Genomic DNA, 18602 nt, shown 5'->3' with positions numbered 1-18602 from the left:
TTACTAATAAAGTTAGTAGCTATTTTGCACAAAATGAGACTAATTTAAACAAATGCCCGAAAGGGCATTTGTTGTCTAGCCGGTTATCAATAAAGTACTCAAAGAGTAGTCCGTTATGAATAAAACAATAAAAACAATCGCCGTAATTGGTGGCGGCACAGCAGGATGGCTGAGCGCTGCAATTATAGCTTCGTATCACCAAGGTAAAAATGGTGACGGCTTAAAAGTGATGTTGGTTGAATCGTCAGATATTCCAACAATTGGTGTAGGTGAAGGTACCTGGCCCACTATGAAAAACACTCTTCAGCAAATAGGTTTGCGTGAAGTTGATGTATTTAAAGCCTGTAACGCTACCTTTAAGCAAGGTGGTAAATTTGTAAATTGGACGCACGGCAACAACGATTTTTACTACCATCCATTTACTGTACCGCTAGGCTACGGCCGCATAGATTTAGCCCCTTATTTAGATAATGTTGAAGACTTTGCACAGCAAACTAATTTTCAACATGATATTTGCGAAGCAAGCTTAGCCCCACGGGGTATAGCGCAAGGTGAATATCAAGGTAATTGTAATTACGCTTATCACTTAGATGCCGGCGCTTTTGCAGAAATGCTTAAACAGCATTGTAAAAGTAAGCTTGGCGTAGAGCATATTATTGGTACTGTTGATCAGGTAAAACTTGATGACGATGGTGCAATAAATGAGCTTACTCTAAAAGATCAAACCCGCACTATAAGCGCTGATTTATTTATAGACTGTACTGGTTTTTCATCATTGTTATTAGGCCAAGCGCTCAACGTACCGTTTAAAAAAATGGACCACGTGCTATTTAACGACAGCGCTCTGGCGATGCAAGTCCCTTATGATGAAAACGATGACTCCTTAGCCAGCCATACCATAGCAACAGCGCAAAACGCTGGATGGATTTGGGATATAGGTTTAACGCACCGCCGAGGTGTAGGGCATGTATATTCAAGCAAGTTTCTATCAGACGATGAAGCAGAGCAAAACCTAAGAAACTATTTAGGCGATGCAGCAAACTGTTTAACTGCCCGTAAGATTAGCTTTGAGTCGGGCTACCGTGAAAAGTTTTGGCATAAAAACTGTGTTGCCATTGGTATGTCGGCAGGGTTTGTGGAGCCGCTTGAAGCAACCGCTATTATGCTTGTTGAAATTTCAGCACGCTTTGTAGCAGAGCATATGCCAGCAGATACACAAGTAATGCCTATTGTAGCTAAACGCTTTAACGAGCAAATGGATTACCGCTGGCAGCGTATTATCGACTTTTTAAAGCTACATTACATGCTAACCAAGCGCCCAGAACCTTACTGGCAAGCACATGTACAGCCCGATACTATTCCACAAACCCTGCAAGAAGACTTACTTCTTTGGGGAAGCCGCGGTCCACTTATTCAAGACTTTCATGGCGCATTAGAGTTATTCCCTGCTGCCAGTTATCAGTATGTTTTGTACGGTATGGGCTTTAAGCCAGACTTTACTAAACAAGCATATTTGTATTCACAACATGTGCAAGCCAAACAAATAATTGAACGTAACAGCCAGCTTACACAGCAGATGTTACAAACTTTGCCGCCACATCGTGCTTTTATAGAGCAGTGGCTAGCAGCTAACCCAGTTTAAGGATGTGTAACTATGGCTATTAGTGAACTCGTAAACACTAAACACCAAACATTAAAAATTAACCCCAATGCAGCCGTTGAATACGCAAAAACACAGCATTTAGTTAATTTAAGAGCTAACGAAGTGGCTAAAGTAGCCTGCGACTTACCTATTTTTTTAGCCCATAACGCACAAAATGGCAGCTACACAATATCAGCGTTAACAAGTTTTAACGCCGGGCAAAGTTTATTGGTGAATAACAACCAATGGCAGGCACTTTACACACCTGTATGTATGCAAACTCACCCTCTTCATTTAATGACCCGTGAAGCAAACAGTAGCGATTACTTTATTGCGATTGATGAGCAAAGCTCAGCTGTAAACTCGCAGCAAGGCGAGGCACTATTTGATGCTAAAGGTAACCCAAGCTTATTTTTAAATTCGCAACAAAAGCTACTTGAGAGCGATTTAAAAAATGACTATCAAACATATCAATTTGCCCAGGAAGTAGCGTGCTTAGGGCTCATTAAAAATATTGATATTGTTTTACAGTTTGAACAAGGCGAAACCCAAACCATTCAAGGTTTGAGCACCGTTGATGAAGACAAACTGCAAACACTAGATAGCAATACCATTGCGGAACTACAAAAGAAGGGTTACTTAAGTGTGCTTAACAGCATGCTTATTTCACTGTTTCAGCTTAACGCCTTAGTGAAACTTCATAATCAGCATTCAGACCTCAAACCTTTAAAGCAAATTAAATTAGAACTAAGTCGAGATTCACACGCGCTATAGCGTGTCTATTTTCACACACATATAAGAGACACACACATGTCAGATAATATTTTACAGCTGGTGGTTTTTGTTTTTGTCACCGCTTTAATTGGTGGCCTTACTTATTGGAAATGCCGAGGCCAAAATCGTAATAACGGACAAAGCCAAACTAAAGAGTACTTTTTAGCCGGCGGTGGCCTTACTTGGATGTTTGTTGCAGGTTCAATCACACTTACTAATTTAAGTACTGACCAGCTTGTTGGCATGAACGGTAACCAAATGGCTTTACTGGTTTGGTGGGAGCTTGCAGCAATTATAGGTTTGATTATTTTAGCCAAAGTGTTCATTCCTGTTTATTACAAATACAACTGTACAACGACCACAGAGCTTTTAGAAAAGCGCTATAACAACAAACATATTCGCGCTGTTATTGGGGGATTATTCTTTTTAGGTAATGCACTTATTTATATGCCAGCGGTTATTTATTCTGGCGCGCTCTTTATGCAAACCATGTTTAAGGTTGATATTCCACTAATGTATATTGCCACCGCGTTTGCCATTATTGGTGCTGTTTATGCATTTTTTGGTGGTTTGCGGGCAGTTGCTGTATCGGATACCTACAATGGCATACTTGTACTGGGCATGGCTGTTTTAGTAGTCTTTTTAGCACTTAATGCGATTGACTATGACTTTTCGGGTATTCCAGAGGAGCGTTTAACACTCATCGGCGATGCTGATTCACCTATTCCGTGGCCAACACTTTTAACCGGTATGATCTTTATTCAAATGTATTACTGGGGTACTAACCAAACAATTACGCAACGAGCAATGGCAGCGCCTAATGTTAAAGAAGCGCAAAAAGGTATATTTGCAGCAGCAGGTATTCGCTTTTTAATCGTCCCTGCAATTGTGGTATTACCGGGTATTATTTCGTTTAAACTTTATGGTGATATTGGCGACGCTGCTTACGGTCGAATTGTTGGCGATGTAATGCCTGCATGGTTAACTGGTGTATTTGCAGCGGCAATGGCGGCGGCAGTGCTATCTACTTACAACAGTTTATTAAATTCAGCCACAGCACTATACGTGTGTGACATTCACGAAGCTTACTTTAATAAAGAGCCAAGTGTAGTAAAGCTAAGTGGTTACGTAACATTATTACTAACGAGTTTAACGCTGGTACTTGTACCAATTTATCAGCAAGCCGACAGTATTATTAACTTACTACAGCAATTAAACGGCTTATTAAGTATGCCTATATTCTCTATTTTTGTAGTGGGCTTATTATTTAAAAATGTTGATGCCCGTGCGGGTATTGCAGCGGTAATTTTAGGCGTGGTTATGTACGGTATGCTTACGTTTGCAAACTCACCACTACATACCGACATTCATTACATTCACTTAATGCCAATTACACTCATTGTATGTGTGACTTTTGCATTAGTAGTAAATAAAGTGGTATTTGGCTTAAACGCGCAGTGGGCAGGTAAGACCCCTGATCTTGATGGCGCAACGCAGACGCTAATACAAAAATAAACTACAGATAAATTAAGCTATTAAAATCGGTCACAGGTAATTCTTGGCCGATTTTTTTATCCATCAAAAAGAGAGTAATTGGATTTTTGAGTTAAGGTTAGTTTAATGTCTTTTATTGCAGTGGTACTTCCAGTGAGTTTATCTAACTATTTGCAGTGCAAAGGCTATCAAAAGTTAATTTATATGATATATACTATTATTATTGAGAGCCACTGTCTGACCGATCGTATCTCAAGCAACGGTAAATGAGTTCACACACAAAATAACTGACTCACATACTCACATTATTTAACTCGTAATAGATTAAAAGGATAGGAAAATCATGGCCGACACTAAATCATTTTATCGATTAGACAGTGTAAACAGCACCGTTATTTTCGATTGCCAGAGCAAAACACCGGCATTACTGTACTTTGGTAAACGCCTATCTGAGCAAACAACTGAAACAATGCTTACTCAGCTAGCAACTCGTCAAGAAGTAAAATGTGCCGTGGTTGAAGAAGCGCCTATTTCTCTATCTCCTTTATTAGGCGAAGGCTTTACTGGTGCGCCAGGCCTTGAACTTGTAAACGACTCAATTGCATGGTCAGTAGGGCCAGAGCTTCAAGAAGTGCGTCAGCCTTCAAGTGCGACCGTTGAGTTTGTAAGTGTAGATAAGCTTCGTGGTATTGAAGTCGTGCATAGCATTACACTTGATAAAAGCACTGACGTACTAAGTGCACATACTGTATTAACTAATTTAGGTGACTCACCACTGGGCGTTAATTTTTGCGCCGCGCCAACATTTCAATTGCCAGATAGCGTAAGCAAAATAGTGAGCTTTGAAGGTCGTTGGTCAAACGAATTCCAGCGTCAATCGGTTGATTTAGTCTTAGGTAGTTTTGTTCGCGAAAACCGTAAAGGCAAAACATCACACGATGTATTTCCTGGTTTATTAGTGCATAACGAAAATGCAGGCGAGCAACACGGGGAATGTTACGGCTTTCATTTAGGTTGGAGTGGTAACAATAAACTACGTGCAGAGCTTTTAGCTGAAGGGCGCCGTTATGTACAAATGGGCGAGCTATTACTTCCTGGTGAGCTTACGCTTGTTAAAGGTCAAACGTATCAAAGCCCGAGCATTTATGGCTCGTTTTCCAGTGAAGGTTTTAGCGCGCTTTCTCGTAATTTCCATCGTTTTGTTAAAGCTAATTTACTTAGCCAAGCACAACGCGAAAAAACGCGCCCTGTGCATTACAACACATGGGAAGGTATTTACTTTGATCACGACGTAGACACGCTTAAGCAATTAGCCGACAAAGTAGCCCCGTTAGGTATTGAGCGTTTTGTACTTGATGATGGTTGGTTTAAAGGCCGCCGTGGCGACAATGCTGGCTTAGGTGATTGGACAGTAGATTACAAAATTTACCCAGATGGCTTATCGCCAGTTATAGATCATGTTAATAGCTTAGGTATGGAGTTTGGTATTTGGTTTGAACCAGAAATGGTCAACCCTGATAGTGATTTATACCGCGCGCATCCTGATTGGGTTTTAGGCTCTCAAAACAACGAACAGTTAAGCTTTAGAAATCAGCTCGTACTTGATTTAACGCGCTCTGAGGTGGTTGAGTACCTATACAAAGCCATTGACGATATTTTAGTTGAATACCCAACCATTAAGTACATTAAATGGGATATGAACCGCGATATTAACCATGCGGGTAACTTTGATGGTAAGCCGGCCGTGCATCAACAAACATTGGCGCTTTATCGTTTAATTGATCGTATTAAAGCGGCGCACCCAGGGCTTGAAATAGAAAGCTGTTCGTCAGGTGGTGCACGTGTAGATTACGGCGTACTTGCACACACAGACCGTGTATGGACGTCAGATTCAAACGATGCGCTTGATCGCCTTGAAATACAGCGTGGATGTTCGTTCTTTTTCCCATCGTCGGTAATGGGTGCACACGTAGGCCCACGTGATTGTCATATCACAGGGCGTAATGTGAGCATTGAAATGCGTGCTGCGGTATCAATGTTTGGCCACATGGGCATTGAAATGGACCCACGTGAGCTGACCGATCACGAATACAATACACTCAAAGCGGCAATAGTACTTCACAAAGAGCATCGGGAGTTTATTCATAGCGCCGATTTATACCGCCTTGATAGCGACGATTTATCAATTAACTTTGGTTTAATCGATGAGCAAAAAACAAAAGCGTTATTTGCCTATAATAGCGTTCGCGAAACACCGCGTACAGCGCCTAATAAATTACGCTTTGTTGGCCTAGATACCGATGCACAATATACACTTAATTTAGTGTGGCCGGTAAAATTTGAAGAGTATCGCCCATCTTCTATTGCTGTGGTAAATGGTCAAACATTTACAGGTGAAGCGTTAATGCAGTTTGGCTTACAAATGCCAATTTCATTCCCGCAAACATCGCTTATTTTTGAACTTACAAAAGCGTAATTTTAAATATGGGCAGCAAAAAGGGAGCTAATTAGCTCCCTTTTTTAATCTGTCAAAAGTAACTTTTTACTACACCAGCTTTGATTCGATAAGCTCAAGCGCTTCTTCTAAAATAGTTTCTACTGCTTTTTTAGCCAGCTCTGGGTTACGTGATTTTATGGTATTTAAAATGTCTGCATGCTTTGCTACATCAGCGCCGGGTACACCTTTAATATGGTTAGTGTAGCGAATACTTACACGTAATGCGGTGCTAATAAACTCAGTCAATTGTACAAAAAATCGGTTGTTGCTGGCCACTAATATACTGGTATGAAAGGCAATATCAGCTTCGAGAGGATCATCTAATCCTTCATCGGCATCGGCCATACGCGCTAATGCATTATCTATTTCAACGAGTTGTTCAGCAGTTGCATTCACCGCTGCAAGCGCTGCAGCTTGAGGCTCAAGTGCTACACGGACTTGGGTAAATTCTTTTAATAAAGAAAGTGACGGTTTGCTGCTTAAAATCCAACGGAGTACGTCGGTATCAAACATGTTCCAGCTACTTTCAGGTAATACACGAATACCCTGCTTAGGACGCGACGAAATTAATCCTTTAGCAGAGAGCATTTTTACCGCTTCGCGAGTGGCACTACGGCTCACATCGTATTTTATACATAAGTCAGCTTCCGACGGCAGACCTTCACTTACAGGGTACACGCCACGCACAATAGCAAAACCCAAATCATGGGTTAGTTGGTGTGTTAAGTTTTGACGAGGTTGGCTTTTCATTGTGCGAGTTTCCGAGTTCATATTGCTAGATTATATATCATATATCATATTAATGTACGTAAGGATATGGTATAAACTTTTTATTAGTTAAGTATTTTAACACAGTAATAACAATTTGGTTTGGCCCTTTATGTTGTAAGTATCAGTTTATAAAGGGTTTAAATAAGATTTTATATGTGCTGTATGGAGAGTTGAATTTGAACACCCTCGCTCAATATCATAGTCTTTCTGGTAAAGTTATTTTTATTACTGGTGGTGCATCAGGCATCGGTAGAGCAATGGTCGAATCATTTACTAAGCAAAATGCCAAAGTTGCTTTTATCGATATAGACGACGATGCTGCGCAGGCGCTCATTAACAATCTCCCACAAGCTAACTTATGGTACAGGCAAGTTGATGTAACTGATTCCCATGCTCTGCAGCAATCATTAGTTGATGCGTGTGCTGCCCTTGGTAGCGTCAATGTACTGGTCAATAACGTAGCAAACGATCGCCGTCAACCTAGCGAAGACGTTACAGTGCAAGACTGGGATCAGTGTCTGCAAATTAATTTAAATCCAGCCTTTTTTGCTTCCCAAGTCGCTATGTCATTTATGCAGCGAGAAGGGGCGGGCAGTATTATAAACTTTAGTTCTATCAATGCCATAATGGGCCAACCGCAAATGGCCGGTTACGTTACCGCTAAAGCAGGTCTTATAGGCATGACTAAGGCACTTGCTCGTGATTATGGCGAGTTTGGTATTCGCGTAAATGCTATTTTACCTGGGTGGGTGGCTACCGACCGTCAATTAGCAAGCTGGTTTACAGAGGCCGAGCAAGTAAAATGGATGGAAGCTATGGCGCTTAAAAAGCTAGTTTCACCTGAGGATGTTGCTAATTTAGCGATGTTTTTAGCGGCAGATGAAAGCAGTATGATTACCGGGCAGGGCATTAAAATTGACGGTGGGAGACTTTAAAGTTTGACTACTTCATCTCTTTTTATAGCCGTTGATTGGGGTACCAGTCATTTACGTGCTTATTTGTGCCGCGTTAACGCAAAACAACCGCTTACATTACTTGAACAACGTGATGGGCCAGGTGTTGTAAAAGTTAATCAAGACTTTGAGCAAACGCTTCTTAGTGCTATCGAGCCTTGGAGTCAGCAGTATGGCTGCGTACCTGTATATATAGCAGGGCAAATCACATCAAGCATAGGTTGGTACGAAACGCCCTATTTAGAGTGCCCTATAAACCCTGAGAGTTTGCTCGATGCTGCTATTAGCTTTAATTGTGCAGGGCATACTATTAAAGCGTTGCCGGGTACTAAATGTACCCTACAAAATTCTTTATTTGATGTAATGCGCGGTGAAGAGCTGCAAATTTTAGGGTTTTTAAAACAAAATCCAGAGTATCAACAGGGTAAAATATTACTGTGTTTACCAGGTACACATACTAAGTGGGTACTTATAAACCATGGTGAAATAATCTGCTTTAAAACCGCAATGACTGGCGAGTTATACGATTTACTGTGCCACCAAAGTGTATTGATACCCAGTGACTGTGAAGAGGGCGACTTTGATTGGAAAGCATTTGCTCAAGGGTGCAAACTCACGCTTGACAGTGATAGTGGTAATTTAGCGCATGGTATTTTTAGTGTGCGTACTCGTCAGCTTTCAAAGGAGTTAACACCTGTACAAGCTAAAGCGTATTTATCGGGTGTGTTAATTGGCAGTGACGTACGAGCAGCACGCCATGCCAGTGAGTGGCAGTTGCAAAGTAATACACAAGTTGTGGTAGTGGGAACCAAACAGCTTAATAAATGTTTTTCTACGGCACTTAACCAAATAGGCGTTAAATGTGTTGAGTTTGACATTAAAATGGCTACGTTGAGCGGTTTTAATTTTTTATATCAATCAGCTTAATTAAGTGAGCGATTTTGAAGTAAGAAAATCGGGTCGATAACAAGGTGAGAATTTCGTTATTTAGTTGTTCTATATCAGAAATTATTAACATAGTTAGCGCCAGGTTTAAGCCCTCAAATTGACCAAGTGTTATTGCGGATTGGTATTATATAACCGAGAAAATTAAACCCCTTCATAATGATTAAATTATAAAGGGGTTTCGTAGAAAGCTTTTAGGGCTATTGCAGCCAATTTCTTTAGCGGTTATTAAGCAATTTTGGCCGCTTTGCTTTGTTCAATATAATTATTAAGGGTGGTAGTTTGGGTTTCACTAAAGCGCAGTCCTAACTTTGTGCGGCGCCATAATATGTTATATGCGTTTTGTGCCCACTCTTCATTTAATAAAAAATCGACCTCTGCTGCAAATAAGTTATGCCCAAAATCTTGACCTAAATCGCTTAGTTGTTTTGCATCACCCAAAATATTTATAGTGCGAGTACCATAGGTGCGTACAAAGCGATTTAGCAGTATTTGTGGTAACCAATTATAGGTTGTTTGTAATTGCGCTTTAAGTGCTTCTACAGAGCTAAAATCGCCACCTGGTAACGCACTATGTTTAGTCCAAGCTTCACTCATTTGCGGGTAAAAGTCTTCAAGTTTGTTAACCGCAGCTTCGGCAAGTTTGCGGTAAGTTGTAATTTTTCCGCCAAACACACTCAGTAGAGGTGTTTGTTTAGCATCACTCGAAAGCTCTAGTTTATAATCGCGAGTAACGGCTTGTGCATTAACTGATTCATCATCAAGTAATGGACGTACACCTGAAAAAGTATGCACAATATCTTGGCGTTTAATCGGAGTTTTAAAGTAGCTATTAGTAATCTCGATAAGGTAATCGATTTCTTCTTCACTAATTTTAACGTCTTGTGCCTCACCTTTGTGCTCAACATCAGTCGTGCCAATAAGTGAGTAATCATCTTCAAACGGAATAACAAACACAATACGCTGATCTTTATTTTGTAAAATATAAGCTTGCGGTTCGTTATGAATGCGTGGCACGACAATGTGGCTACCCTTTACAAGGCGAATATTTTGTGGTGATTTTTCTTCGAGTGCTTCATCAAAAAGCTTAGCAACCCAAGGACCCGCTGCATTTACTATGCCTTTAGCAGCAATACTATAATGCGATTTTGCACTTTGTTGCTCAAGCGTTACTTGCCATTTATCTTGCTCACGATGCGCTTTGACACATTTAGTTTGTGTGGCAATTACTGCGCCTTTTTGCTGCGCTGCAAGGGCGTTTAAAATAACTAAGCGAGAGTCATCAACCCAGCCATCAGCGTATTCAAAACCTTTAGTAATTGAAGGTTCTAGTACGCTATGCTCGCCAAATTTAATGCTCTTCGATGCAGGTAACGTAACTCGTTTTGCTAGGTTGTCATACATAAATAAGCCAATGCGGATCATCCATGCAGGGCGTAAATGCTTTTGATGGGGTAATCTAAACGTAAGTGGCCACATAATGTGAGGGGCATTTTTTAGCAGCACTTCTCGCTCGGCTAAGGCTTCTTTTACTAATCTAAATTCGTAGTGCTCAAGGTAGCGCAGACCACCATGGATCAGCTTGGAGCTGTTTGAAGACGTTGCAGAAGCTAGATCTGACTGTTCGCACAAAAGTACTTTAAGTCCTCTACCAGCAGCATCTGCTGCTATGCCTGTGCCGTTTACGCCGCCACCGATGACTAGTAAGTCATATTCGTTATCTGCTAATTTCACCGAGCACCCTTCTATTTATAATATAAATAATACATAAAGCATCATAAAGCTGCTGTTTTCATTTGACAATAGAAAACCCAATTTTTTATTTGTTAATTTTGACGCGAATCCACTTTCAATTTGGAGCAGTAAAGTGTGCCTTTTAAATCGAGCATTTAGCTAAGTTAAAAAAGACAAAGTGACTAAAGTATTAGCCTTAGCCACTTAGTATTTACTGCGGGCAATTTTTATTTGTTAAGCACACTTGAGCTACACAGTGCTGCCATTTTGCATATAAATCATTACGCTCGTCGGCACTCATGGTTGGCTCAAAACGACGGTCACATGTCCACATTTTCGATAACTGCTCAGTTGATTCGTAAACGCCGGTTTGTAAGCCTGCTAAATAAGCGACCCCTAAAGAGGTGGTTTCGGTCACCGTTGGACGCTCTACTGTTGCACCTAAAATGTTTGATAGGAAGGTCATAACCCAATTGTTTTTTACCATGCCGCCATCTACACGAAGCACACTTGGGCGAAGGCCATCACGCTCCATCGCTTTTTGTAAATCTTTGGTTTGATAACCCACTGATTGCAAAGCAGCCGCAACAATAGTACTAATTCCTGAGTCGCGTGTAAGACCTAAAATAGCGCCACGTGCATTTGGGTCCCAATAAGGTGCACCTAAACCCGTAAACGAAGGCACTAAAAATACACCATGATCGAGGGGGACATCTTTAACCATCGATTCACTTTCGCCAGCATGACTAAGTAGTTTTAAGCCTTCCACAATCCACTGCATAGTCGCGCCAGCCATAAAGATACTGCCTTCAATGGCGTAAGTTGGTTTGCCGTTTAGTCTATAGGCAACAGTAGTCAGTAAGCGGTTTTCTGAGGTCAGTGCTTTTTCGCCGGTGTTAAGCATTAAAAAGCAGCCAGTGCCATATGTACTTTTTGCCATGCCTTGCTCAAAACATGCATGACCAACAAGGGCTGCCTGTTGATCACCAGCAATACCACATACACGAATTGGTGCACCAAAAATATCAGCGCTCGTTGAGCCAAATTCGTCGGCTGAGTCCATTACTTCTGGCAGCATAGATTCTGGAATATCGAATAACTCTAGAAGCTCTTGATCCCACTGCTGGGTATGAATATTAAATAACATAGTACGGGATGCATTCGTTGCATCAGTGCGATGTTCTTTACCACCTGTTAGTTGCCAAAGTAGGTAAGTGTCAACCGTACCAAAAGCCAGTTCGCCAGCGAGGGCTTGTTCGCGTGCGCCTTCAACATTATCTAAAATCCAACGAACTTTAGTGGCTGAAAAATAAGGGTCAAGTAGCAAGCCTGTTTTTTCGCTAATAGTTTGGCAAAGTTCATCGGTCGTTAAGCTTTCGCAGTAGTCACTAGTGCGTCTATCTTGCCAAACAATCGCGTTATAAATCGTTTTGCCTGTTTTTTTGTTCCATACTAGGGTGGTTTCGCGTTGGTTAGTGATACCTATAGCGATAATTTCTTCAGGCTTTACATCTTGTTTAGCGAGTACTTCGCGACTAGTGCTAAGCACTGTTTGCCAAATATCGTTAGGATCGTGCTCAACCCAGCCGTTTTGTGGAAAATGCTGAGGAAATTCTTGCTGTGCTGTACCAAAAACGTCTGCATCTTTTGTAAACAAGATGGCACGAGAGCTTGTGGTTCCTTGATCAATTGAGAGTATGTATTTGGACATATTTATTAATATTATTTATCTTATATATAGCTAGATTGCCTTTAACGTTAGCTAATGGCAATGGTTTTTCTTAAAATATCTTACTAAAAAGTAAACTCGCCTGTTTTGATTGATAACTTTTAAAAAGCAGGGCGTTTTACTTTGAGTAAATTTTAAGTGCGAGCGCGACTATTTAAGAGAAACAGTCGCTTTTAGTGAGTTATTTAACTTGAAATCTGACGGACTATTGCAAGTAAATTCAACGCAGTTAACGCTGAACATAGCTGCTTGAGATAGATTTATTATCCAGAGCTCAGTTACTTAACGTGTGGTTTAGCTTGCTGCCAATCCATACCAGTGGAAAAGCGATTATCAAATCCGTGCCACTGTGGTAGTGGCTTACCATCAACAACAGCTTGGTCGCCGTTTTGTGGTAAATCTAAGTATTTACACTCACTGGCTATACCTTTTACGTGGCAATCCATCATAGCAAGCACAAAGTGTTTATTGATTTCGTTTAGTGTGCGCATAGACCACGATGGCTCGTAGTAATGGCCTATATCTAACTCACTGCTGCTTTGTGCAATAGCAGGGGCTGGGTGTGGTGCAATATTATGGCGCGCATTTTTGTAAGTAAGCATGTACTTATCTTCGCTGCCTGTTTGGTTATATAGGTTTTTAATGCCCTCATAACCCGAAATGTCATCTAAGTTACCAGCTATATAAAGCGAAGGTACTTTAATATTTGCCATTGCTTTGGCATCAAATATAGCGTGCTGTCCGCCCCACGGTGCAAAGGCAACCATGGCTTTTATACGTGGGTCTACTTTTGGGTTTTGGTATTGTCCACCAGCGCAGCTGTTGAGTAGTTGCTGTACTTGTTTAATCTGAGCTGGGTCTTTTATACCCGTAAACATGGCCGTAGTTTGCTCATTAAAAGCGTAACAACCACCTATCGTATTTACCGCGCCATAGCCACCCATTGAGTAACCAATTACACCAGCGCTTTTGTTATCTACTTGCTTACTTGCAAAGTTATTTTGCTCGTTGAAGTAATTAATAACAAACTGCTGATCGCGAGAGCGATTTATAAGCGTACTGAAAAAGCCAGAGAACGGCGCATTTTTAAAATCAACATCTGCGTTAGTTGAATCAGTATGATCAATCGCTACAACTATGTAACCGTGTGACGCTAAGTGCTCGCCAAGGTAGTACATAATTGTACGGTAACCGGTATAACCGTGCGAAAGCACAATGACAGGGTAGTGCTCTTTACTATTTATGGCGACATCACGCATTGCATCGGCTTGCAGAGTAAACTCTTTACCTGAGCGAGTTTGATCAGTGTAGCTGCTAAGTGGTGCTTTTGCTGTATTTGCAGCCGGATACCACACTTCTACTTTTAAAGGACGATCTTTTTGACCTTGTGTAGCGGGATCAAATTGCGCAGGGTTAACTAAACCAAGTGTTTGCACACCTACATTGTAGCTACCTTTAGCTGCAAGTTCTGGGAGTACTTCGCTAGTGATTGGCGGGTATAGCTGCTCTGGTTTATTAGATTCAGCAACAGCTACACTGGCAGATAAACTGCACGTAGCAAGTAATATAGCTTTTGAAAGCGCCTTGAGTGTGTGTGTCATTGTGTGTCCTTGTTGTGTATTTTTATTTTTTAATTAGTCAGTTCAGCCGACTCGACGGCATTGCTATATTGCAACTGCCATTGTGCTCGTAAGGTATCCATTATGTTCATAACTCGTAAGCTAGTACCCAGTGGTAATACGCTGCTTTGGGTTTGTTTTTGTAATATACACTGCGTGACATGTGCAATTTCAAACTTGAAATTTTCATTGTCGCTAAAGTTGTATTCAAAGTACTGAGGGTCTTGGTCGTTTATGTGTAGCTCTAGCGTTTGTGCACCTACAAACTGAGGTATTCGAATATAGCCAAGCTCACCATTAATACATGCTTCTGTTGGGCCATTTTGCTGCAGTGCGCTGGCAAGAGATGCAAATTGCCCATTACCGTAATCAACTATAGCAGTGCTTCGCTCATCAACACCGGTTGTGCTTTTATGTACAAAGGATTTGATGTGTTCAGGGGCTTTATTAAATACCACATCAGCAATCGAAATAGGATAAATACCTAAATCGAGTAGGGCGCCACCCGCTGTTACAGGGTTCATTAATCGATGAGTGTCGGCAAAGCTGCCAGGTAAACTAAAGTTGGCATTAACACTGTGTACATTACCAATAACACCTTCATTTAGGAGTTGTTGTAATTTTACTATGGCTGGTAAAAATCGCATCCAAACGCCTTCCATTAAAAAGCAGTTTTGTTGTTTTGCAAGCTCAGTGAGGCTTTGCAACTGCTTAGCATTAACGGTAATTGGTTTTTCGCTTAGCACGTGCTTATTGTGCTTTAAGCATTGGGCTATCGTTTTAAAGTGTTGATCGTGCGTATTGGCAATATAAATAGCATCTATATTTGGGCATTGCATAAGAGCTTGATAGCTCTCATAGCCTTGAATATTGTACGGTGTGGCAAATTCTTTAGCGCGCTGCATACTCGTTGATGCCGCGCCAATAAGCTGTGCATCACTACAATGTGCAATGCTTTTAGCAAAGGTGTGAGCTATATTGCCACACCCAATAATTCCCCAATTAACCTTTGCCATGCTTATTCCTTAAATTTATTTAAAAAGACGTAATTTGTAATCCTGAACCCGCTGAACATACGTAAATATCAGCATTTAGGCTAAAACGCTCAAAGTAATGCTTTTCTACCGCTGCTTTAATTAGTGGTACTTCAGCATCACGACACAAACATACAATTGCACCACCAAAACCACCCCCTGTCATACGTACTGCGCCGCGCTCGCCCATCGCTTCTTTACAAATTTCTACTAGGCCATCGGTTGCCGGTACGGTTACTTCAAAGTCGTGTTTAAGTGATTGGTGCGATGCTGCCATTAGCGTACGAAGTGCATCCATATCGTTATTTTGCAGTGCAGTAGTTGCTGCAATTACGCGGTCGTTTTCGCTAATTACGTGGTGTGCACGTTTATATTCGTTTTCGCTTAATGTCGCTTTTACTGCTTGCAAGCCAGTCATGGTTGCTTGGCGAAGTGTTTCTACACCCATTTTTACAGCAGCTTGTTCGCAGTCAATACGGCGCTGGTTGTATTCGCTATCAACTAATTTACGCGGGTAGTTTGAATTAACAATAACAATGTTTAAATCATCTGGTACTTTTACCGCCGTAGTCGCTAAGTTTTCGCAGTCAATTAAAAGTGCGTGACCATTCTCGCCTTTAGCCGAAATAAGCTGATCCATAATACCGCATTGGCAATGCATAAAGTCGTTTTCGGCTTCTTGGCCAAATAACGCAATTTTCTCTGGTGGTAAACCAAGCTGTGCAATATGGTTAAACATACCGCCAACAGCAACTTCGAGTGCTGCCGATGACGACAAGCCACTGCCTTGCGGCAAATTACTATCAATAAGTAGGTCAGCGCCACGTAATGTATGGCCTGCTCGTTTAAGTACAAAAGCCACCGCGCGAATGTAGTTACCCCATTGCGATTGGCCTTCAGTGATTTCTTCATCAACGCTAAAGCGGTCTTGCTCGCCTGGGTAATTTAAAGAGCGCACAGTGATAATATTATCGTCGCGCTGTTTAAACATAACTTGGGTACGAAACGCTAACGAACACGGTAAAACAAAGCCATCGTTGTAGTCGGTAAATTCGCCAATGAGGTTTACACGCCCCGGTGCTGCTGCAATACCTTGAGCAGGAGCGCCATACAGTGACAAAAATTGTTGTTGGAATTCGTTAAGCTTCATCTATGTGTCCTGCTGTATCTTTATAATGTGTGGTACTGGCTGCTTTTAAAATAGAAGCGGCGGTTTCTGCGCTTAAATCGCGTTGGCTTTCGCCTAGCATTTCGTAGCCTACCATGTGTTTTTTAACGGTAGCAGAGCGAAGTAGCGGCGGATAAAAATGTGCATGCAAGCGCCAGTGCTGCTCATCAGAGCCTCTATTGGCCGGTGCATTGTGCCAACCCATTGAGTAGGGGAAGCTGCAATTAAATACGTTGTCGTATTTAGTGGTTAATACTTTAAGAGCCTGAGCTAAAGAGTCGGTTTGTGCATCGTTTAGCTGGCTAAAGTTTTGAATGTTATCTTTAGTTACTAGCATTGTTTCAAACGGCCATGCAGCCCAAAATGGCACAACCACAAGCCAGTGCTCGTTTTCAAATACTACACGAGTTTGATCTGCTTGCTCTTTTTGCGCGTAATCGGCAAGCAAGGCTGTGCCATGCTTTTCATAATAGGCGAGCTGCTGGTTATCTTCGGCTTCAATTTCCGTTGATAAATGCGAATGCGCCCATACTTGACCGTGAGGATGAGGTTGCGAACAACCCATGATCTCGCCTTTATTCTCAAAAACTTGTACGCATTCGTACTGCTGTGCAAGCTCTGTGTAATTTTGTTTCCAAGTTTTTACTACTTCGTGCAATGCATTTTGGCTAAGCTCTGGTAGTGTTTTATTGTGCTCCGGAGAAAAACAAATTACGCGGCATTCGCCACTGGCTTCGTCGGCAATAAATAAATCGCTGTCTGACTCTAAGCTTTGTAATTGCTCGCTGGCATTAGGTGTGAGTGCGCCAAAGTCATTTCTAAATACATGGGTGTATTTGTAATCTGGGTTACTGTCGCCATTTGCACGGGTGTTGCCAGGACAAAGTGGGCAGCTGTCATCGTGTTTTGGTAATACGTTTTCGTTAACAGCTTCTGTTGCGCCTAACCATGGGCGATTATTACGATGTGGTGACACTAATACCCAACGACCCGTTAGCGGATTTTTACGTCTGTGAGTACTTTCTAATAAAGTCATATTAACTCTCCAACCCACTTGGGTAATTAGTTTGCCAGCGCCATGTGTCGTTTGTCATGTCGCTAAGTGTTAGTTCTGCGTGCCAGTTAAGTGTGTTTTGCGCTTTTGTGGCATCGGCGTAATTACAGGCAATATCACCTGCTCGGCGCGGTGCAATCTTATACGGAATATCTTTATTGGCTGATGCGCTAAATGCTTTAATCATATCAAGCACAGAATAACCTTGCCCTGTGCCTAAGTTATAAGCATGAAAAGCTGTGTCTGTTTTGTGCTGCATAAAAGCGGCAACGTGGCCTTTCGCTAAATCTAAAACGTGAATATAGTCGCGCACGCCGGTGCCATCTTCGGTGTCGTAGTCGTCACCAAAAATATTTACCACGTCGCGCTTACCTACTGCAGTTTGGGCAATAAATGGCATTAAGTTATTAGGAATACCATTAGGACTTTCGCCTAGTAAACCGCTTGGGTGTGCACCTACTGGGTTAAAGTAACGAAGCGCAATCCCCATAAATTGACTGTTGGCATTACATACGTCTTGCATGGCTTGCTCAACCATGACTTTAGTCCAACCATAGGGGTTAGTTGCGCGTATAGGATGCTTTTCGTCAATAGGGAGGTAGTCTGGCTCGCCGTACACAGTAGCCGATGAGCTAAATATAATATGGTTAACGCCTGCCTCTTGCATGCTCTGTAACATGCTTAATGTGCCCGACACATTATTTTGATAATAACGCAGCGGTTGCTCAGTTGATTCGCCAACGGCTTTTAAAGCTGCAAAGTGAAAAACAGCTTCGGCTTTAGTATGTTTTAGAGCGAGTTTAAATTGTTGCTCGTCTTGAATGTCACCCAAAATAAACTCAAACCGAGTACCTGTAATCTTTTCGAGTTGGTCAAGTACCCGCGCACTTGCATTAGATAAGTTATCATAAATAACAGGTGTAATACCTGCTTCATGCAATGCAATACATGTGTGGCTACCTATATAACCCATGCCGCCAGTAACTAAAACTTTCATGTTATTTCTCGAAAAGTATATTTATATGATAAATACTACTATTAAGGGGGTGTAAAAACAATAGTAATGATTAGAGCAAAATTCAAATAGAAGAATAAAAAACATTCGCTCATCAGATCCTCGCTTTATCAATTTATTTTATAAACTGATTCTATTACATGGCTAATTATCACGACGGTATTGGGGTGCTA

At 41.5% G+C, this 18602-nt stretch carries 14 protein-coding genes; 6 read left to right on the top strand and 8 right to left on the bottom strand.

The features are described from left to right. Positions 1–115 precede the first annotated feature (115 nt). The 4 genes from DO88_RS09160 (at position 116) to DO88_RS09175 (ending at position 6386) form a co-directional block, all read left to right on the top strand. Positions 116–1642 carry a tryptophan halogenase family protein gene (locus DO88_RS09160; protein WP_008133381.1) on the top strand — a complete coding sequence of 509 codons (1527 nt, stop codon included), beginning with the start codon at positions 116–118 and terminating at the stop codon, positions 1640–1642. Between the two features lie 12 nt (positions 1643–1654). Continuing rightward, positions 1655–2416: a SapC family protein gene (locus DO88_RS09165; protein ID WP_033039440.1), complete on the top strand. Its 762-nt coding sequence runs from the start codon at positions 1655–1657 to the stop codon at positions 2414–2416. A gap of 36 nt (positions 2417–2452) precedes the next feature. Then, positions 2453–3931 carry an SLC5 family protein gene (locus tag DO88_RS09170; RefSeq protein WP_007376244.1) on the top strand — a complete coding sequence of 493 codons (1479 nt, stop codon included), beginning with the start codon at positions 2453–2455 and terminating at the stop codon, positions 3929–3931. Between the two features lie 322 nt (positions 3932–4253). After that, the gene (locus DO88_RS09175; RefSeq protein WP_033039438.1) at positions 4254–6386 is read left to right on the top strand and encodes an alpha-galactosidase; all 2133 of its coding nucleotides are present in this window, start codon (positions 4254–4256) and stop codon (positions 6384–6386) included. A gap of 69 nt (positions 6387–6455) precedes the next feature. On the opposite strand, the gene DO88_RS09180 is transcribed toward DO88_RS09175, so the two are convergent. Then, positions 6456–7157 (bottom strand): FadR/GntR family transcriptional regulator, encoded by a 702-nt coding sequence (locus DO88_RS09180; protein WP_007376246.1) that lies wholly within the window; start codon positions 7155–7157, stop codon positions 6456–6458. A 197-nt stretch (positions 7158–7354) separates the two neighbouring features. Between DO88_RS09180 and DO88_RS09185 the strand changes: the two genes are divergently transcribed. Continuing rightward, a complete protein-coding gene (locus tag DO88_RS09185; protein WP_007376247.1) occupies positions 7355–8113 on the top strand; it encodes an SDR family NAD(P)-dependent oxidoreductase in 759 nt (252 codons plus the stop codon). 3 nt (positions 8114–8116) lie between these two features. Further along, positions 8117–9058, top strand: a complete 942-nt coding sequence (locus DO88_RS09190; protein ID WP_033029198.1) for a 2-dehydro-3-deoxygalactonokinase — start codon at positions 8117–8119, stop codon at positions 9056–9058. 246 nt (positions 9059–9304) lie between these two features. Here DO88_RS09190 and glpD read toward each other — a convergent pair whose 3' ends face one another. From glpD to galE, 7 genes are all read right to left on the bottom strand, one after another. Beyond that, positions 9305–10810, bottom strand: a complete 1506-nt coding sequence (gene glpD / locus DO88_RS09195; protein ID WP_033039436.1) for a glycerol-3-phosphate dehydrogenase — start codon at positions 10808–10810, stop codon at positions 9305–9307. A 211-nt stretch (positions 10811–11021) separates the two neighbouring features. Next, positions 11022–12521 (bottom strand): glycerol kinase GlpK, encoded by a 1500-nt coding sequence (gene glpK / locus DO88_RS09200; protein ID WP_033014813.1) that lies wholly within the window; start codon positions 12519–12521, stop codon positions 11022–11024. A 296-nt stretch (positions 12522–12817) separates the two neighbouring features. Beyond that, a complete protein-coding gene (locus DO88_RS09205; RefSeq protein ID WP_033039434.1) occupies positions 12818–14140 on the bottom strand; it encodes an alpha/beta hydrolase family protein in 1323 nt (440 codons plus the stop codon). 29 nt (positions 14141–14169) lie between these two features. Next, a complete protein-coding gene (locus DO88_RS09210) occupies positions 14170–15174 on the bottom strand; it encodes a Gfo/Idh/MocA family protein (RefSeq protein ID WP_033039433.1) in 1005 nt (334 codons plus the stop codon). Positions 15175–15193: 19 nt separating this feature from the next. Beyond that, positions 15194–16342, bottom strand: coding sequence for a galactokinase (galK, locus tag DO88_RS09215; RefSeq protein WP_033039431.1), 1149 nt, complete (start codon positions 16340–16342; stop codon positions 15194–15196). Further along, entirely contained in the window at positions 16332–17396 is a 1065-nt protein-coding gene (locus DO88_RS09220) for a UDP-glucose--hexose-1-phosphate uridylyltransferase (RefSeq protein ID WP_033039430.1), read from the bottom strand. The genes galK and DO88_RS09220 overlap by 11 nt, the downstream gene beginning before the upstream one ends. 1 nt (position 17397) lies before the next feature. Continuing rightward, positions 17398–18411: a UDP-glucose 4-epimerase GalE gene (galE, locus tag DO88_RS09225; protein WP_024593405.1), complete on the bottom strand. Its 1014-nt coding sequence runs from the start codon at positions 18409–18411 to the stop codon at positions 17398–17400. Between the last annotated feature and the right edge of the window lie 191 nt (positions 18412–18602).

The sequence above is a fragment of the Pseudoalteromonas sp. S3431 genome (assembly GCF_000690035.1).
In the GTDB taxonomy this organism is placed as follows: Bacteria; Pseudomonadota; Gammaproteobacteria; order Enterobacterales; family Alteromonadaceae; genus Pseudoalteromonas; species Pseudoalteromonas fuliginea.
Note: the sequence above shows the minus strand (reverse complement) of the source record. Positions and strands in the feature narration are given on the sequence as shown.